The organism is Pseudodesulfovibrio hydrargyri (genome assembly GCF_001874525.1).
Lineage (GTDB): Bacteria > Desulfobacterota > Desulfovibrionia > Desulfovibrionales > Desulfovibrionaceae > Pseudodesulfovibrio > Pseudodesulfovibrio hydrargyri.
The window spans coordinates 1-16,956 of record NZ_LKAQ01000004.1 but is presented as its reverse complement, the minus strand read 5'-3'; the positions used below and the strand labels follow the sequence as shown (position 1 = coordinate 16,956).

Below are 16,956 nucleotides of genomic sequence, written 5' to 3'. Positions count from 1 at the left end.
CTATTTCGCCACGTGCAGCTCCACCCCGTTCTGCTTCATGACCTCCACCAGTTCGGCGGGCGGCGTCTCGTCGGTGAACATGGCGTCCACCTCCTTGATGTTGCCCAGCCTGACCATGGCGTTGCGCCCGAATTTGCTGTGGTCCGTGACCAGGAAGACCTTGCGCGAGTTGTCCATGATCGAGCGGGCCGCGGTGACCTCGCGGTAGTCGAAGTCGAGCAGGGTGCCGTCGAGGTCCACGCCGCTGATGCCGATGATCCCGTAGTCCACCTTGAACTGGCGGATGAACTCGATGGTCGATTCGCCGACGATGCCGCCGTCCTTGTGGCGGACCACGCCGCCAGCCACGATGACCTCCAGTCCGTTGTTGCTGCTCAATGTTTTCGCCACGTTGAGGTTGTTGGTGATGACCCGTAGGCGGTCGTGCCGGGTCAGGGCCTTGGCCACCTCCTCGTTGGTCGTGCCCATGTTGATGAACAGCGAGGAGCGGGACGGGATGTGCTGGGCCACCAACTGGGCGATGATCTGTTTCTCCCGCAGGCACAGTATCTTGCGGTTGGTGTAGTCGACGTTCTCGGTGCTCAGCATGGGGCCGGCCCCGCCGTGGTGGCGCTGGAGCAACCCCTGGTCGGTCAGGGCGTTGATGTCCCGGCGGATGGTCTGGGGGGTGACGTCGAAGGTCTCGGCCAGGGTGCCGATGGCCATGAATCCCTGCTCCCGGACCAGGGTGACGATCCTGGCCCGCCTGGTGCGCACCGAGGCGTGCCGCCCGCTTTTCCCGTCGGTTTCCTCGATGACCCGTTGTGCCTTTTTCTCTTTCATCTGGTGTTCGCTTTGTTCGATTGTGAACGGAAAACAGTTCACTGTTGTGTTGGAAAGTGAAAATTGATAGTGACCAATTCCCGGTTTTGAGGTAAGATCACCCGTAATTTTGATTTGGAAAGCTGATTTTTGTTCATATCATGTTCGTTTTTTTGCTACAAGGGAAAATGAAAATCCGCACTGCGTGATTCGTAACAGGGAAGAGGGGTCGTAAGGACGATGAAGACCATGGAAACCCGGGTACTCATACTCGGCGGCGGGGCGACCGGAACCGGCCTGGCCCGCGATCTGGCCCTGCGGGGCGTGGACTGCCTGCTGGCCGAGCGCCGCGACATCAACGCGGGGGCCTCGGGCGGCAACCACGGCCTGCTGCACAGCGGGGCGCGCTACGTGGCCTCGGACGCGGCCGCGGCCGTCGAGTGCCGCGAGGAGGGCGAGCTGCTCAAGCGGCTGGCCCCGCAGTGCATCGAGGACACGGGCGGACTGTTCGTGGCCGTCGAGGGCGACGACGAAGACTATATCGCGAATTTCGAGTCCATGTGCGCGGCCAGCGCCGTGCCGACCCGTCCCCTGGACCTCGCCGAGGCCCGCCACCTGGAGCCCGCCCTGTCGGACAGGCTGATTGCGGCCTACGCCGCCGAGGACGCGTCCGTGGACCCGTTCATGCTCTCCCTGGACAACCTGGCCCAGGCCGTGGACAAGGGCGCGCGCTACCTGCGCAACGCCAAGCTGGCGGGGTTTGAGCGGGACAACGGGCGCATCCGCCGCTCGATCTTCCTGGACCAGACCTCGGGCGAGCGGTTCGAGGTCGAGGCCGAGATCGTGGTCAACGCCACCGGGGCCTGGGCCGGGATGGTCGCCGCCCTGGCCGGGGCGCATATCGACATCCTTTATTCCTCGGGCAGCCTGCTGGTCACCCAGGACAGGCTGACCACGCGCGTGGTCAACCGGCTGCGCAGGGCCGCCGACTCGGACATCCTGGTGCCCGGCGGCACGGTCTCGGTCCTCGGGACCACCTCGGTGACCATTGATTCGCCCGACCTGTGCCGCCCGACCGTGGCCGAGGCCGACGCCATCATCGACGACGCCCGGGCCATGATCCCGGTGCTGGAGACCACGCGCTACATCCGGGCCTATGCGGGCGTGCGGCCCCTGGTCCTGGTGGCCGGGGCCGGGGACGCGCGCAGCGTGAGCCGCAATTTCTCGCTTATCGACCACGAAAAGGACCATGTGGACAACTTCGTGACCATCACCGGCGGCAAGCTGACCACCTACCGGCTCATGGCCGAGCGCACCGGGGACCTGGTCTGCGCCAAGCTCGGCGTGGACGCTCCCTGCATCACCCGCACCGAGCCGCTGCCCGCCTCTACCAAGGGCGAGTGGACCGAGCCGGGCCTGGGACCCAGGCGGTGGATCGGCGAGCGCGACGGGGACGACATCATTCTATGCGAGTGCGAGATGGTCTCGCGCAAGGCGGTCAACCAGATCATCGACGGCATGGACGGCCAGTACGGCTCCTCCCTGCTGAACAGCATCGGCCTGCGCAGCCGCGTGGGCAAGGGGCCGTGCCAGGGCGGGTTCTGCGGCCTGCGCGTCACCGGCCACCTGTACGACGAGGGCTATGTCTCCGGCCTGCGCGGCGTGCACGAGATGCACGCCTTCACGCGCAGGCGCTGGCGCGGGCTGCGGCCGGTCCTCTGGGGACTGCCCCTGGTTCAGGCCGACCTGCAGGAGGCCCTGTACTGCGGAGCCCTGGACCTGGAGCTGGAAGCGGACGTGCGCGACGACGGAGGTGACCTGTGAGCGGGAACACCCATGACGTCATGGTCATCGGCGCGGGCTTCGCGGGCATGGCCGCCGCCCTGTTCGCGGCCAGGGCCGGGCTGTCCGTGGCCCAGTCCGGGGTCACCGGCGGCATCGACTTCAGCACCGGGTTCATCGACCTCATGGGCGTGCATCCGGTGGCCGAGGGCATCCGCTGGGACGACCCGTGGGCGGCCGTCGAGGCCGTGTCCAAGGACTGTCCGAAACACCCCTACGCCCGCATGATCCGGCCGGACATGGAAGCGGCCATCGGCGGATTTACGGATTTTCTGGCCTCCCAGGGGCTCGATTACACCGGCCACGCGGACCGCAACTGCCGGGCCCTGACCCCGGTGGGCACGGTCAAGCGCACCTGGCGCGTGCCGCGCACCGCCTGGAAGGGCGTTCTCGCCCTGGAGAGCGCGGCGCCCACCCTCATCGTGGATTTCCACGGGCTCAAGGGGTTCAGCGGCAACCAGCTGGTCGAGATGCGCAAGGAAACCTGGCCCGGCCTGCGCACCGCGCGGGTGACCTTCCCCCGGGGCAGCGGCGAGCTTTACCCCGAGCACATGGCCTGGGCTCTGGCCGACCCCAAGTACCGGGAGAAGCTGGCCGAGGCCGTGGCCCCGCACCTGGGGGACGCCGAGTACCTGGGTTTCCCGGCCGTGCTCGGGCTGATCGATCCGGGCCGGGTCGTCGACCACCTGGAGGAATTGACCGGCAGGCAGGTCTTCGAGATCCCGACCATCCCGCCGTCCATCGCGGGCCCGAGGCTGCGCGGAGCCTTTGACCGGGGGCTGCCCGGGCTTGGCGTGCGCACCCTGTCCCAGGCCACGGTGACCGAGGCCGAAACGGTCGAGGACGGCTTCCGCTTCGTGGTCGGCAGGGGCGGCGGCAGGACCGAGGTGCGCGCCAAGGCCGCCATCCTGGCCACGGGCCGTTTCTTCGGCAAGGGGCTCATCGCCGACCGCCACGCCATCCGCGAGGCGGTCTTCGACCTGCCCGTTGTTCAGCCTAAGACGCGGGAGCAGTGGCACAACAAGGAGTTTTTCCACACCGACGGGCACGCGGCCAACGCATCCGGCCTTGAAGTGGACGACCGGTTCCGGCCGCTGGGCCGGGACGGGCGCCCCGCCCACAAGCGGCTGTTCGCGGCCGGGGCCATCCTGGCCCACCAGGACTGGATGCGCATGAAATGCGGGGCCGGGCTGGCCATCACCTCGGCCTGGCGCGCGGTACAGGGGCTGATGCAGGGAGTTGATTAAAACGACGTAAGGATAACGGTATGGATTTTCTGGACATTGGTTTGATTTTCGCCGCAGCTGTCTGCGCCGTCTTCCTGACCCGCAGGGTGACCCGCTGGCGAACCTGTCCGGACGGGGGCAGCCCCTTCCGGAAACAAGGAACGGCCAAGGCATTCCTGTCCGTAATCAAGGCCATTGTCCCGGAAATCCTGCTGCTCAGGCGCGCGGCCCGGACCGGCCCGCTGCGCTGGCTGGCCCACTGTCTGGTCTTCTACGGCTTCATGGGGCTGCTCCTGTTCCACGCCATGGCCTCCCTGGTCACGGTCAACCTCTTTTCCGGCTATGAGCCGACCCTGAATCCCTGGCAATTCCTGCGCGATCTGCTGGGCGGCCTGGTCCTCATCGGGCTGGCCCTGATGGTCGCGCGCCGGGTGCGCGACCGGCGGCTGCGCGTCCTCTCCCGGTTCCAGGACTGGGCGTTGCTGTTCGTGGTCGGCGGAATCGTCGGCTCCGGCTTCCTGCTCGAGGCGTCCAAGATCATCTCCCCGGCCATGTTCGATTCCATGGTGGCCGAATACGGCGTCTACGGGGGCGGGCCCGAGACCACCGCGCTCAAGGCGGCCTGGGCTGACCGCTTCGGCGTGGTCTTCCCGTCCGACAGGCTGGTTACCCCGCAGCGGGTGGAGCGGGGACTCGAAATCAACGACGAGAGCTGCACGGCCTGCCACAGCGACACGGCCTCGGCCTTCATCTCCAAACCGTTGGCCTCGGCCCTGACGCCCCTGGCCCCGGCCATGAACCGCAGCCGGGCCGACCGCGTCTTCTGGTACGCGCACATCCTTTTCTGTCTGGTCGGGCTGGCGGCTCTGCCCTACGCCAAGTTCCTGCATCCCCTGACCACCCCGGCCAACCTGGCCGCGCGCGCCGGGCGGCGCGACCTGGGCCGCCCGGGCGGCGCTGCGGCGCGAGGCCTGGGCATGGACGCCTGCACCCGCTGCGGCGAGTGCTCCCTGCACTGCAGTGTGGCCCCGTCCTTCGCCGTGCTGGGCAATCCGGACATCCTGCCTTCGGAAAAGCTCGCTTCGCTCACGGCATTCCGTGACGGGCGATTGTCCGGCCTGGGGCTGGAGCGATTCGCCGAGGGCAGCCGCATCTGCACCGAGTGCCTGCGCTGCACCGACATCTGCCCGGCGGGCATCAATCTGCAGGACCTGTGGCTCGCCTCCAAACCCGAGGCGGCCGCGTCCGTGCCGGACCCGAACCAGGCGGTCCGGGCCATGACGGTCGCCGCCCGCAGCGCCATCTGCTGCCGCATCGAGCCCGAAGGGCTGGCCGACAGGCGCGAGTCCTTCTGGGCCTGCGTGCAATGCACCACCTGCACCAGCGTCTGCCCGGTGGTGGCGGTCAGCGACGACCCGTCGCGCGACCTGGACCTGCTCCCCCAGCAGATCATGAACCTGCTGCGCATGGGGCTCAAGGACGAGGCGCTCGGGGTGCGCATGGTCTGGAGCTGCACCACCTGCTACAAGTGCCAGGAGCACTGCCCGCAGGACATCCGCGTGGCCGACGTGCTCTATGAACTGCGCAACACTGCGGCCGCCAGGCTGCGCCAGGCCGAGGGCGAGGAGGGCTGATGCGCTACGCCTATTTCCCGGGATGCAAGATTCCCCACCACCTGCCCCAGTACGGGGACTCTGTCCGGGCCGTCTGTCGGGCCCTGGACGTGGAGCTGGTGGACATCGAATTCAACTGTTGCGGCTACCCGGTGCGCAACGAGAGCGAACCGGCCTCCGTGTTTTCGGCGGCGCGCAACTTCGCCCTGGCCGAACGGGCCGGGCTGGGGATCATGACCCCGTGCAAATGCTGTTTCGGCAACCTCAAGTACGCGGCCTCGCGCCTGCACGAGAGCCCGGAACTGGCCGGGGAGGTGGAGCGGCTGCTGGCCCGCGAGGGGCTGGCCCTGCCGCAGCGCATGGAAGTCCGCCACCTGCTCACCGTGCTGGACCGCGACGTGGGCGCGCAAACGCTGGCGGAACGGGCGACCCTGCCGCTGTACGGGGTCAAAGTGGCTTGCCACTACGGCTGCCACGCCCTGCGGCCGGGCAAGGTCACCGGGTTCGACGATCCCCTGGCCCCCACCGTGTTTGAGCGGGTGGTCGCCGCCCTGGGGGCCGAGACCGTGGACTGGGCCCTGCGGCTGGAGTGTTGCGGCCATCCCCTGCGCGGGCGCGACGAGGTCATCAGCGAGTCGATCATGCGCCGCAAGCTGGAGAGCGCGGCCGGAGCCGGGGCCCATATCCTGGCCACGGCCTGCACCTACTGCCAGCTGCAGTTCGACGTGGAGCGGGACCGGCATTCGTTCAACAGCCCCTGGCGGGCCATGGTTCCGGCCGTGCTCGTCAGCCAACTGGTCGGTGCGGCCCTGGGCCTGGAGGAGAAGCGGCTGGGGCTGACCCGCAACCGCATCCCCTGGTCCAAATCGGTTTTGTCCAACGACGTTTCGTGATATGCGGGGGATTCCCCATACCCTGACCACAAGGAGCAGCAGCCATGGCCAAATACGTCGGAGCCGTCGACTCGGGAACCACCAGCAGCCGGTTCATCATCTTTGACGAGCGCGGCCGCATCGTCGGCCAGGACCAGAAGGAGCACCGCCAGATCTACCCCAAGCCGGGCTGGGTGGAGCACGACCCCATGGAGATATGGCGCAACACCGGCGAGGTCATCCGGGGCGCGCTGACCAAGTCCGGGCTCAAGGGGAGCGACCTCAAGGCCATCGGCATCACCAACCAGCGCGAGACCACCGTGGTCTGGGACCGCTGCACGGGCAAGCCCTTCCACAACGCCATCGTCTGGCAGTGCACCCGGACCCACGACATCTGCAAGGGGTTGACCGAGGAGGGCGGCCAGGACCGCTTCCGCGAGGCCACCGGCCTGCCCGTGGCGACCTATTTCTCCGGCCCCAAGATCCGCTGGATTCTCGACAACGTGCCCGAGGCCAAAGCGGCCGCCGAACGGGGCGACGCCCTGTTCGGGACCATCGAGACCTGGATCATCTGGTGGCTGACCGGCGGGCCCAAGGGCGGGGCGCACGTGACCGACGTGACCAACGCCAGCCGGACCATGCTCATGGATCTGAAGACCCTGTCCTGGGACGAGGAGATCATGAGGATTCTGGGCGTGCCCATGAGCGGGCTTGCGCGCATCGTGCCCTCGTCCGACGAAGGGACCTGGGGCCCGACCTCCGAGAGCGGCCCCTTGGGCGCGCGCGTGCCGGTCTGCGGCGCTGTGGGCGACCAGCAGGCCGCCCTGGTGGGCCAGACCTGCTTCGCCCCGGGCCAGGCCAAGAACACCTACGGCACAGGCTGCTTCCTGCTCATGCACACCGGGCACGAGCCCATCCAGTCCAGGCACGGGCTGATCACCACCCTGGCCTACCAGTTCTCCAACCGCAAGCCGTCCTACTGTCTGGAAGGGTCCATCGCCATCGCCGGTGCCCTGGTCCAGTGGCTGCGCGACAACCTCAGGATGTTCGACTCCGCGCCCGAGGTCGAGGCCTTGGCCGCCAAGGTGGAGGACACGGGCGGCTCGTACATCGTGCCCGCCTTCTCCGGCCTGTACGCCCCGTACTGGCGGCCCGACGCGCGCGGGGTCATGGTCGGGCTGACCCGGTACATCAACCGCAACCACATCGCCCGGGCCGTGCTCGAGGCCACGGCCTACCAGACCAAGGACATCGTCGAGGCCATGAACCGGGATTCGGGCGTGGAGCTCAAGTCCCTCAAGGCGGACGGCGGCATGGTCTACAACGAGCTGCTCATGCAGTTCCAGTCCGACATTCTCAACGTGCCGGTGGTCCGCCCCAAGGTGGCCGAGACCACCTGCCTGGGCGCGGCCTACGCGGCGGGCATCGCATCGGGCTTCTGGTCCGGGCGCGAGGAGCTCTACAACAACTGGGAAGAAGACAGGACCTGGCGGCCGGACATGGACGAGAAGGTCCGAGCCGAGAAGTACGCCGGGTGGAAGAAGGCAGTGGAGCGGACCTACGGCTGGGTCGAGTAACCGGACAAGGAAAGGCGAAATGACGGGCGAAGCGAGATCGGGCGGGCGCATCCCCATGCTGGACGTGGCCCGGTTCCTGGGCATGTTCCTGGTCTACTACGGCCATGCCGTGGAGCGGATCATGTACCTTCAGAGCCCGGCGGCCACGGCCCAATACAAGTTCATCTACTCCTTCCACATGCCGTTCTTCTTTCTGCTGGCAGGGTTCACCCTGGCCCCGGAAAAGGCGCGCCTGCCGGCGGGCCGCTTTCTCAAGCGGCTGGCCGCCTCCCGGCTGGTGCCGTACGCGGCCTTCTCGGCCCTGCTGCTGGGGCTGAGCCTGCTGTTCGCCGGGCATTTCCCGCTTCTCGACCTTCCCAAGGGCGAGGCGTACCTCAAGGGATTGTGGTACACGCTCCTGGGCTTCCCCCTGTTCAACATCCCCCTGTGGTTCCTGGCCGCCCTGGTCGCGGTGGAGCTCATCCACTTCGCCGTCGGCCGGTTCCTGGATTCCACCCTGAAGATCGTCGTGACCGCCCTGGCCTGCTACGTGGGCGGATATTACCTGACCCTGCACGTCACGCTTCTGCCCGGCCCGACCTACTGGCTCATCCCGGAGGCCCCGGTGTCCTATGCCTTTTATCTGGTGGGGGTGCTCATGCGCCGGAAGTCCGTGTTCATCGGCGGACAGCCCCGCTGGAGGTTCCTGGCCGGGGCCGGGCTGTGCCTGCTCGGCGTGGTCTTGACGTTCGACCTCAACCAGGGGCCGTTCCGCCTCTTTCAGGCCGTGGTCATCGTGGCCTCGGGCCATGGCAACGTACTCCTCTTCCCTCTGACCGCCCTGGCCGGGAGCCTGTTCCTGCTCCTTGTCGCCCGCAGCGCCGGGGCCAACCGGTTCCTGATGTTCCTGGGGAAGAACGTGCTCATCCTTTTCTGCCTGAACGGGGTCTTCTACCACTATTTCAACGGCCCGTTCGCGGACTGGTACGTGGCGACCTTCCCTGACCATTGGGCAGCCGTGACCGCCGTGACCTTCGGGTTCACGGTGCTCTCGCTCACGGCCTGCCTGCCCGCCATCTGGCTGCTCAAGCGCTACCTGCCGCAGCTCGTGGGCAAGCCCCGGGCAAAGGGGCCGCTGCTGCCGCGCCTGGTCTCGTGAATCATGCCCGGCGGATCACGGGGGCCGATCCCCTTTTCGCTTCGGCCCGAAAGAAAGCCTCGCAATGGCGGAACGCATCGCGAGGCTTTTTCGCATTTTTCCGGAGTCGTACCAGCGCGCCCGGCTACGCGCACGATGGCCGTCCCTTGCGGATCACCCTAATACGCGGTGAACGATTCCTTCGGCTTGAAGCAGATGGGACATTTTTCGAAATCCTCTCCCTTGTGGATGTATCCGCAGATGGGGCAAAGATAGAATTTGTCGTCGTCCGGCGCGTCAAGGTCGTTGTAGGCGGCAAGATAGCGCTCGGCATGGACCGATTCGGCCAGCTTGGCCCGCGAGAATACATGAACGGCCTTGCTGTTTCCCTCTTCCTGGGCCTTTTTTATGAAGGACGGGTACATGTCCGAGGTCTCGTATATCTCGCCGTTCGCTCCGGAAATGAGATTGAGATCGCTGGTCCCGGGAACCGGGGCGTCGACCGTGGGCTTTTCGTAGTCCGGGTCCATGGCCGCGACCAGGTCATACTCCAGGCCGATGTGGATCAGTTCGGCCGCAGCCGTGGCGGTGAAGAGGCGGGCGATCTGGTCGTAACCCTGCTCCTTGGCGGCCTTGGCAAAGGTCATGTACTTGTTGTGGGCCCCGGTTTCACCGCGAATGGCGGACTTCAGGTTCTCGAGGGTCGTGCCCACGGCGGTCTTGCTGTCGGAGGCCGCATTGAAATTGGTTGAATTCTTGACATTGGGGGCTTGCGCTCGAACTTTCATGATATGCGCTCCTGCATGGTTTGGGTTCCCGTTTCAGCTCCTATGCATGCATGTACATATTACAGGACATCGTGTTTGTAGGCATAACTTCAAACGCACCGCTCCACAATAAATTTCGGCGGAAGCTGCGTTCCCTGCATAACTCGTTGATATTTTAAATGGTTGTATAGCCATTTGACAAAACGCGCCCCGTCGGTCCGCTTTGAGCCGATGACGACGGCCCCTGGTTTCGGGAAGTGAAGCCAAAATGGCGCGGGGTCAGTAAGCCGCCTCCAGAATCCCGATCAGTTCGTCCCGGGTCAGCTCCACGGGGTTGCCCTGCATACTGCTCGCCCGGGCCGCCTGATCGGCCAACAGGTCGAAGTCCGCCTTCTCTACACCCAGCTCCCCGAGGGGCGGAATGGACAGGCCTTCGCACAATTCGCGCACCCAGGCCGCGCCGTCCTCGGCGTCGCAGGCGACGTCGGCCGTCAACATGACCGCCACCTCCCGGTAGGCGTGCAGGGACGGGGAGTCGGGGTCGCGTTCGCGCAGGGCGCGCAGGTTGGCCTCCATGACGTGGGGCAGCAGGGCGGCGCAGACCGCGCCGTGGGGCGCGTGGCTCTTGCCGCCGATGGGCGCGGCGAAGCCGTGCACCGCGCCGAGCTTGGCGTTGGCCAGGCAGATGCCGGACAACAGGGCGGCCAGGGCCATGTCCTCGCGGGCCGACATGTCCGAGCCGTCCTCGAAGGCCAGGGGCAGGGCGGTGGCCGCGCGCATGAGTCCCTCCCGGCACAAGGCGTCGGTCATGGGCGTGCTCTTGTGGGTGACGAAGGCCTCCATGAGCTGGGTCAGGGCGTCCATGCCCGTGGCCGCCGTGACCTTGGGCGGCATGCTTGCCGCCAGCTGCGGGTCGATCACGGCCAGGTCCGCGATCATGTCCGTGGAGCGCAGGCTGACCTTGACCCCGTGTTCGCGGCTGAGGAGCACGCCGTTGGCCGTGACCTCGGAGCCGGTGCCCGAAGTGGTCGGGACGGTGATCAGGGGCACGGGGCGTTGCGTCAGCGGTTTGCCCTTGCCGACCACTTCCAGATATTCGTAGATGTCGTCCGTGTTGGTGATCAGCGCGGCCACGACCTTGGCCGTGTCCATGACCGAGCCGCCGCCCAGGCCGATGACCACGTCGCATCCCGCCTCGCGGGCCGCTTTTGCGGCGGCCGACGCCACCTCGGTGTCCGGTTCGCCGGAGACGGGTATGACCAGCGGTTCGCGCAGGGTTTTCGTCAGCCCGTCGATAAGCCATTGGGCGCGCTCGGGATGACCGCCCGTGACCAGGCAGGGACGGCTGCCCAGGGTTCCGGCCAGTTCCGGGATGCGCCGGGCCGCGCCGGTTGCGAACAGGATTTTCGAGGCCGTGGCAAAGGTGAACTGCATGGGATCTCCGGGTTGAGGTCGGTGGAAAGGCCAAGGTAGCACCGCGCTTCGCCAGATCGCAAGAAAAAGCCCCGGACCGTCTCACGGGCCGGGGCTTTTTCTTTGCCGATGAATCGCTATACGGGATCAGTCCAGTTCGATGCCCAGGGAATCCCACTGGGCCTTGGCCTCGGCTTCGGCCCGCTCCACGCGTTCGGGTTCCCACGGCTCGATGACCAAGGCCTCGGCCACGAGCTGCCAGAGGTATTTCACCTCGTACTTGCGGTCCTGGTAGAACTTGGGGATGCGGCGCATGAGCTGGTCGCGGCAGTTGGAGCAGCCCACGACCACCACGTCGGCCCCGCTGTCCTCGATCTGCTGCTGCTTGATCCGGGCGTGCCAGGCGGACTGCTTCTCATAGGGCAGGGGCCACAGGCCGCCGCCCGCGCCGCAGCAGTAGTTCTTCTCCCGGTTGGGGGTCAGCTCCACGAAGTCGTCCACGCACTGGCGCATGATCCAGCGCGGCTCCTCGAAATACCCCTTGCCGAAGGTCCGCTGGAGTTCCCGGCCGTGCTTGCAGGAGTCGTGGAAGGTGAACCTGCGGCCCGCATGCACCGACTTGTCCAGCTTGATGCGGCCGTCCCGGATGATCTCCATGAGATAGTCGTACAGGTACAGGAAATCCACGCGGTTGGCCGGGTTCTCCTGGGCCAGCTTGGCCATGCCCTTGCGCGCGCCGTAGGAGCCGCCGCCGCAGTCGGGCATGATCATCCGGCCGATCTCGTGCTCCTTCATGTACTCGATCTTGCGCCGGGCCAGCTCCTTGTTGCCTTCCTCGTTGCCGGTGAACAGGGCCCAGTCCACGGCCTCCCAGTTGCGCCCGGGCACGGTCCAGTTCTCCCTGGCGGCGTAGAATATCTTCCACCACCAGAACTGGTCCTCGAAATCGCCGTACACTTCCTTGGAGTTGGGGAAGAACAGGGTGTCCGCGCCCTGTTTGTCGATGGGCACGTAAAAGCCGGGACACTCCTCCTCGGCCAGTTCGCTGCCCAGGTCGGCCATGGACTCGAAATATTCCCGCTGCGGGATGGCCAGGTTGTTGCCGGTCTCCAGGTTGTTGAGCATGCCCTTGTGCAGGGACCCCGGCACCTGGTCGCGGGGCCGCAGCCCCTTGAGCCTGCCCATGAGCGAGGTGATGTCGATGCCGCCGGGGCAGGCCCCGGTGCACCGGCCGCAGCCCGTGCACAGCCAGGGGAAATCCGAGGCCACGACCTCCTCCACCAGCCCGTTGGCCAGCATGCGCATGACCTTGCGCGCGTCCAGGCCGTCCAGCCCCGGAGCGCCGGTGGTCGGGCAGACGTTTGCGCAGGTGCCGCAGACCAGGCAGTTGGCGAAGTTGTAGTCGGCCAGAAATTCCAGTTCGTTGCAGGCCATGGATCGTTGCATTGTGTCTTCCTCGCTCGGTGCGAAATCCCGCGGGCGTTAGGCCGGGAAAAGCCCGGTCCGCCCCGAAGGAAAATCCCCCCTACATGAGAGTTTCGGCCAAGTCAAAAGGGCGATTCGCCCGGCGGGCGGCGGGTGCCGAAAGACCCGGCTGACGCGGGTCCGGCCGGGGCCGGTCCGTGCGAAAGGGCTTGTGGAACCCGGCCGTTTGAGTATGCTCTCGGGAACGCACAACAAATAGCCGCGAGGTACAACGATGAACGAGAAGAATATCCCCTTCCAGACCGTCGACTGGTCCTCGGTGCCGCGAACGGAACACAAGGGGGAGACCGGCGTCGCCTATTGGCAGACCCTGCAATTCGACGGGTTGCGCGTCCGCGTCGTCGAGTATTCAAAAGGGTACAAGGCGGACCACTGGTGCGAGAAGGGGCACATCGTCTACTGCCTGGAGGGCGAGGTGGTCAACGAGCGGCAGGACGGCCCGAGTTCGGTCCTGAAGCCGGGCATGTCCTACATCGTCTCCGACGACCTGAGTTCCCACCGGTCCGTGACCGAGACCGGGGTCAAGCTGCTCATCATCGACGGCGACTTCCTGAAACTGAAGGCCTGATCGGTCGGGCGGCGTCCGCGCCGCGCAGGTATTTGTGGAGTAACAGCTATGTCAATTAACCGATTGCCGGTATTGGGCGCACCCAAGACGGCCCGGCCTCCATTGCGCAAGATCGCGATCGAGGAGCATTTCATGGACGCTGGGGCGGTGCACGGCGGCAAGGCGTTCGATCCGGTCGCCTTCGCCCGGGTCAGCGGGCTTGAGGTCGATTTCGTCAAGGCCGTCATGCGGCGCATGAACGACCTCCACGAGGCGCGCATCGAGGAGATGGACGCGGCGGGGATCGACGTCTCGATACTGTCGCTGACCGCGGCCGGGATAGAAGGCATCGCCGACCCTGCGGCCGCCGCAATCGCGGCCAGAAAGGTCAACGACTTTCTGGCCGAGACGGTCGCCAAGGCCGATGGCCGTTACCTGGGATTCGCGAGCATACCCTTCCAGGACGCCGATGCCGCCGTAAGGGAGCTGGAGTACTCCATCGGTGAACTCGGCTTCAAGGGGGTCATGGTCAACGGGTATGTCCAGGACCCCGACCAGGACGTGGGCCATTATTTGGACGAGGAGCGTTTCCTCCCGGTGTGGGAGGCGATCGCGGAGATGGGGATTCCGGTGTACATCCATCCGAGGCCGTCCCTGCCGCAGGTCCGCGACGCGTTCTACGGCCAGCACCCAGAGCTGGCCGGGGCCACGTGGGGATTCGCCCCGGAGACCGCGACGCACGCCCTGCGGCTCGTGTACAGCGGACTATTCGACCGCCATCCCGGCCTCAACGTGATCCTGGGGCATCTGGGCGAGACGATCCCCTATTTCTCCTGGCGGATTCAGCGCTGCTTCGAATACAACCCGCTCGGCCACCAGGTGGAGAAGCGCCTCCAGGACTACCTGTGCGAGAACTTCTACATCACCACCAGCGGCAACCATTTCGACCAGGCGCTGATCTGCGCGGTCCTGACCATCGGGGCCGACAGGATCATGTTCGCGACCGATTATCCGTTCGAGATGTCGCCCGATGCGGCGGAGTGGATCGAGAAGGCGCCGATCAGTGAGAACGACAAACGCAAGATCGCCCACGGCAACGCCCGGGCGCTGTTCGGCATCTGACGGGGCGCGGTGGGACGGATTCCGCTACTCGCCGTCCCTGAACACGGCACCGAGTTCGGCCAGGACCTCGCTCAGCACGGCGATGTGGCAGCGGTTGCGGTCCTCGCAGTAACAGCCGATGGAAAAGTCGCTGCTCGCGGAAAACGCGGCCAGCAACTGCAAGGCCCGGGTCTTGTCCGGCGCGGCCAGCTCCCGGCGGTACTTCTTGGCAAAGGCGGCCCACTGCGCCTCGGTCTCCACGGCCTGTCCCTGTTTCATCAGCTCGGGCGTGGGCGCGACGTCCGGCAGCCAGACGTCGTACCAGTTCTGCGCGGCGTAGTCGCTTTTCCTCACTCCGCGCGGCGGCCGCCGGACGGTGCCGATGCGTATGCCTTCGCCCTTGCGCCGGGGCGTGCCCAGCCGGACTACCTGTACGGGCATGGTTTCTCCTCCTGTTCGTTGCGGTTACGCGTTCAACAGCATGGGGATGGTCGAGAGTACGAGCAACAGGGCCATGATCACGTTGAAGACCGCGAGCCGCCCGCTGCCGGAAAGGTATCCCCGAAGCGCCGATCCCGATAAGGCCCATACCCCGATGGAGGGCAGGTTGACCACTGCGAAGAGCGGGATCATCTTCAGCAGGCCGGGCAGGACCGCGCCCGGGAAGGCGTAGGACACGTTCACGATGAGGGCCACGGTCCACGCCTTGGGGTTGACCCACTGGAGCAGGGCGGCCTGGAGGAACCCCAGGGGTTTGGCCATGCCGTCCTCGCCCTTGCCCAGGGAGCGGCTGCGTCCGATCTTGTAGGCCAGCCACAGGATGTAGGCCCCGCAGGCGATACGCAGCACGGTGTGGATGGCCGGGTATTGCGTCAGCAGGCCGCCCAGCCCCAGGCCGACCAGAAAGACCATGAACAGGAAGCCGAAGCTGACGCCGAAGAGCAGCGGCAGCGTGCGGAATATACCGAAGTTCGCTCCCGAGGCGAGGAGCAGGAAGTTGGCGGGCCCGGGCGTGATCGACATGACCAGGGCGAAGCTCATCAGGGCGAGAACCGTTTCCGTCGTCATTGTGCACTCTCCGATTTGATCCCCGACACTTTGACATCGAAGGCGGACGATTGCATTGTCAGCGCATCTCAATTTCTTACCCGACCGTCTCGGAGGGGGATGCATGCAGGGACCCGATGTTCTTTCCGAAATCTTTTCGACGCTGCGGCTGAACGGCTCCCTGTACTTCCGGGCGCGGTTGAGCGGCGCGTACGCCGTGGAGGTGCCCCGGGAGCGGCGGACCATCCGCTTCCACCTCGTGCGCCAAGGGGCGTGCCTCGTTTCCGTGCCCGGAGAGCGCGACGTCGAGCTCGGCCGGGGCGACCTGATCATCATTCCGGACGGGGCTCCGCAGGTCCTGAGCGCGGGCGAGGGCATCCCCGCCGCGCCGCTGGGAGACGTGCTGGCCAAATTTCCGGTGGAGGACGGCATGCTCACCTGCGCGGTGCCGCCGTCCCCGGACGCCCGGTTCCCGAGCGTCGACCTGCTGTGCGGCTATTGCGTCTTCGACGAGGCTGTCGACCACCCGGTCCTGAAGGCATTGCCCCGGTCCATGGTGCTGCGCTCCCGCGACCTGTCCGATGTGCCGTGCGCCAGGGCCGCGCTGGACCTGCTGGCCATGGAGGCGGAACAGGAGGGACCGGGCATGATCGGGGTCGTAAGCAGGCTGATCGAGATCGTTTTCCTGCAGGCGGTCCGGGGCAGGGGGAATGAGGACGCGCCCCATCTGGCGGACTTCACCGCGGCCCTGCGGGACAGCAACGTATCCGAGGCATTGCAGGCCATTCACCGCGACCCCGGGGCGGGTTGGACCATCGAGTCCCTGGCCTCGGCCGCGGGCATGTCCCGGGCCAGGTTCGCCGACCGGTTCGCCAAGCTGGTCGGCGTGCCCCCGATCAATTACCTGGCCAAGTGGCGGCTCATGAAGGGCCGTGCGCTGCTCGCCGAGACCAGCGCCTCCCTGGAGGACATCGCCGTGCGCTGCGGGTACGCCTCGGCCGCCTCTTTTTCCCGAAGGTTCAAGCAGGAATTCGGCCTCGGCCCCGGCGCATACCGGAAGACCCGATAGCGGAAAACCAGCCCGCCCTCTTTCTCGCGGGGGGTTATTATTTTGAACTCGCCATGAGCGGGCAGCGGGTGGGCTTTGTTCCTTTTCCCCGGCCTTGCCGGATAAGAAATATGTCTCTTTTTTTGGGCTGAAGTGAATATTTGTCTCCACGTCCGAAATCACCTCTTCCGACCGCGCCCGTCTCCCCGGAAATCGATTGTTTTCAGCGCCCTGCAGACTATTTTGATGTGGCGCATGTGCCGGGAGGAGAGCAGATAGTAACATGATACTAGGAATCAATACTACGTTTGTCCGCCTCCATAACTTGCCATAACACCGGGCGGTTGGTGATGCAGTGGGGCCGGGAGGCCGGGAGGTTGTCTTGTTAAACGAGTAACCAAAAGCATACCTGGTTGACTAAAAATCTGAAAAATGCATTATACAAGGTGCCCATTGCCTTCACCGCTGCGTTCGATATGGCAACCTATATAGAATGTTGG

At 66.0% G+C, this 16,956-nt stretch carries 15 protein-coding genes; 9 read left to right on the top strand and 6 right to left on the bottom strand.

Annotation, left to right across the window (positions count from 1 at the left end):
- Nucleotides 1-822: a DeoR family transcriptional regulator gene (locus BerOc1_RS04555; protein ID WP_071544563.1), complete on the bottom strand. Its 822-nt coding sequence runs from the start codon at nucleotides 820-822 to the stop codon at nucleotides 1-3.
- A gap of 219 nt (nucleotides 823-1,041) precedes the next feature.
- Between BerOc1_RS04555 and glpA the strand changes: the two genes are divergently transcribed.
- Genes glpA through BerOc1_RS04525 form a run of 6 tightly spaced genes read left to right on the top strand, consistent with a single transcriptional unit; the run spans nucleotide 1,042 to nucleotide 9,069 of the window.
- Complete coding sequence (glpA, locus tag BerOc1_RS04550) at nucleotides 1,042-2,625, top strand: anaerobic glycerol-3-phosphate dehydrogenase subunit A (RefSeq protein ID WP_129586482.1); 1,584 nt, start codon at nucleotides 1,042-1,044, stop codon at nucleotides 2,623-2,625.
- Nucleotides 2,622-3,890 (top strand): glycerol-3-phosphate dehydrogenase subunit GlpB, encoded by a 1,269-nt coding sequence (glpB, locus tag BerOc1_RS04545; RefSeq protein WP_071544562.1) that lies wholly within the window; start codon nucleotides 2,622-2,624, stop codon nucleotides 3,888-3,890. Before glpA ends, glpB begins: the two co-directional genes overlap by 4 nt.
- A gap of 20 nt (nucleotides 3,891-3,910) precedes the next feature.
- Nucleotides 3,911-5,503, top strand: a complete 1,593-nt coding sequence (locus BerOc1_RS04540; RefSeq protein WP_071544561.1) for a 4Fe-4S dicluster domain-containing protein — start codon at nucleotides 3,911-3,913, stop codon at nucleotides 5,501-5,503.
- Nucleotides 5,503-6,375: a CoB--CoM heterodisulfide reductase iron-sulfur subunit B family protein gene (locus BerOc1_RS04535; RefSeq protein ID WP_071544560.1), complete on the top strand. Its 873-nt coding sequence runs from the start codon at nucleotides 5,503-5,505 to the stop codon at nucleotides 6,373-6,375. The genes BerOc1_RS04540 and BerOc1_RS04535 overlap by 1 nt, the downstream gene beginning before the upstream one ends.
- Before the next feature lie 44 nt (nucleotides 6,376-6,419).
- A complete protein-coding gene (gene glpK, locus BerOc1_RS04530) occupies nucleotides 6,420-7,931 on the top strand; it encodes a glycerol kinase GlpK (protein WP_071544559.1) in 1,512 nt (503 codons plus the stop codon).
- 19 nt (nucleotides 7,932-7,950) lie between these two features.
- Complete coding sequence (locus tag BerOc1_RS04525; protein WP_071544558.1) at nucleotides 7,951-9,069, top strand: acyltransferase family protein; 1,119 nt, start codon at nucleotides 7,951-7,953, stop codon at nucleotides 9,067-9,069.
- A gap of 158 nt (nucleotides 9,070-9,227) precedes the next feature.
- On the opposite strand, the gene ngr is transcribed toward BerOc1_RS04525, so the two are convergent.
- The 3 genes from ngr to BerOc1_RS04510 all read right to left on the bottom strand — a co-directional run bounded on the left by ngr (nucleotide 9,228) and on the right by BerOc1_RS04510 (nucleotide 12,674).
- Complete coding sequence (ngr, locus tag BerOc1_RS04520; RefSeq protein ID WP_071544557.1) at nucleotides 9,228-9,836, bottom strand: nigerythrin; 609 nt, start codon at nucleotides 9,834-9,836, stop codon at nucleotides 9,228-9,230.
- Nucleotides 9,837-10,094: 258 nt separating this feature from the next.
- A complete protein-coding gene (locus tag BerOc1_RS04515) occupies nucleotides 10,095-11,249 on the bottom strand; it encodes an iron-containing alcohol dehydrogenase (RefSeq protein WP_071544556.1) in 1,155 nt (384 codons plus the stop codon).
- A 126-nt stretch (nucleotides 11,250-11,375) separates the two neighbouring features.
- Nucleotides 11,376-12,674 carry a (Fe-S)-binding protein gene (locus BerOc1_RS04510; RefSeq protein ID WP_071544555.1) on the bottom strand — a complete coding sequence of 433 codons (1,299 nt, stop codon included), beginning with the start codon at nucleotides 12,672-12,674 and terminating at the stop codon, nucleotides 11,376-11,378.
- A 253-nt stretch (nucleotides 12,675-12,927) separates the two neighbouring features.
- Here BerOc1_RS04510 and BerOc1_RS04505 point away from each other — a divergent pair, with 253 nt between their 5' ends.
- Nucleotides 12,928-13,281 carry a DHCW motif cupin fold protein gene (locus BerOc1_RS04505; protein ID WP_071544554.1) on the top strand — a complete coding sequence of 118 codons (354 nt, stop codon included), beginning with the start codon at nucleotides 12,928-12,930 and terminating at the stop codon, nucleotides 13,279-13,281.
- Nucleotides 13,282-13,413: 132 nt separating this feature from the next.
- A complete protein-coding gene (locus BerOc1_RS04500) occupies nucleotides 13,414-14,382 on the top strand; it encodes an amidohydrolase family protein (protein WP_071544553.1) in 969 nt (322 codons plus the stop codon).
- 24 nt (nucleotides 14,383-14,406) lie between these two features.
- On the opposite strand, the gene BerOc1_RS04495 is transcribed toward BerOc1_RS04500, so the two are convergent.
- Together BerOc1_RS04495 and BerOc1_RS04490 are read right to left on the bottom strand one after the other, a co-directional pair.
- A complete protein-coding gene (locus BerOc1_RS04495; RefSeq protein WP_071544552.1) occupies nucleotides 14,407-14,802 on the bottom strand; it encodes a DUF488 domain-containing protein in 396 nt (131 codons plus the stop codon).
- A 24-nt stretch (nucleotides 14,803-14,826) separates the two neighbouring features.
- Nucleotides 14,827-15,429: a LysE family translocator gene (locus BerOc1_RS04490; protein ID WP_071544551.1), complete on the bottom strand. Its 603-nt coding sequence runs from the start codon at nucleotides 15,427-15,429 to the stop codon at nucleotides 14,827-14,829.
- Nucleotides 15,430-15,532: 103 nt separating this feature from the next.
- Between BerOc1_RS04490 and BerOc1_RS04485 the strand changes: the two genes are divergently transcribed.
- Entirely contained in the window at nucleotides 15,533-16,477 is a 945-nt protein-coding gene (locus BerOc1_RS04485; protein WP_071544550.1) for an AraC family transcriptional regulator, read from the top strand.
- Nucleotides 16,478-16,956 lie beyond the last annotated feature (479 nt).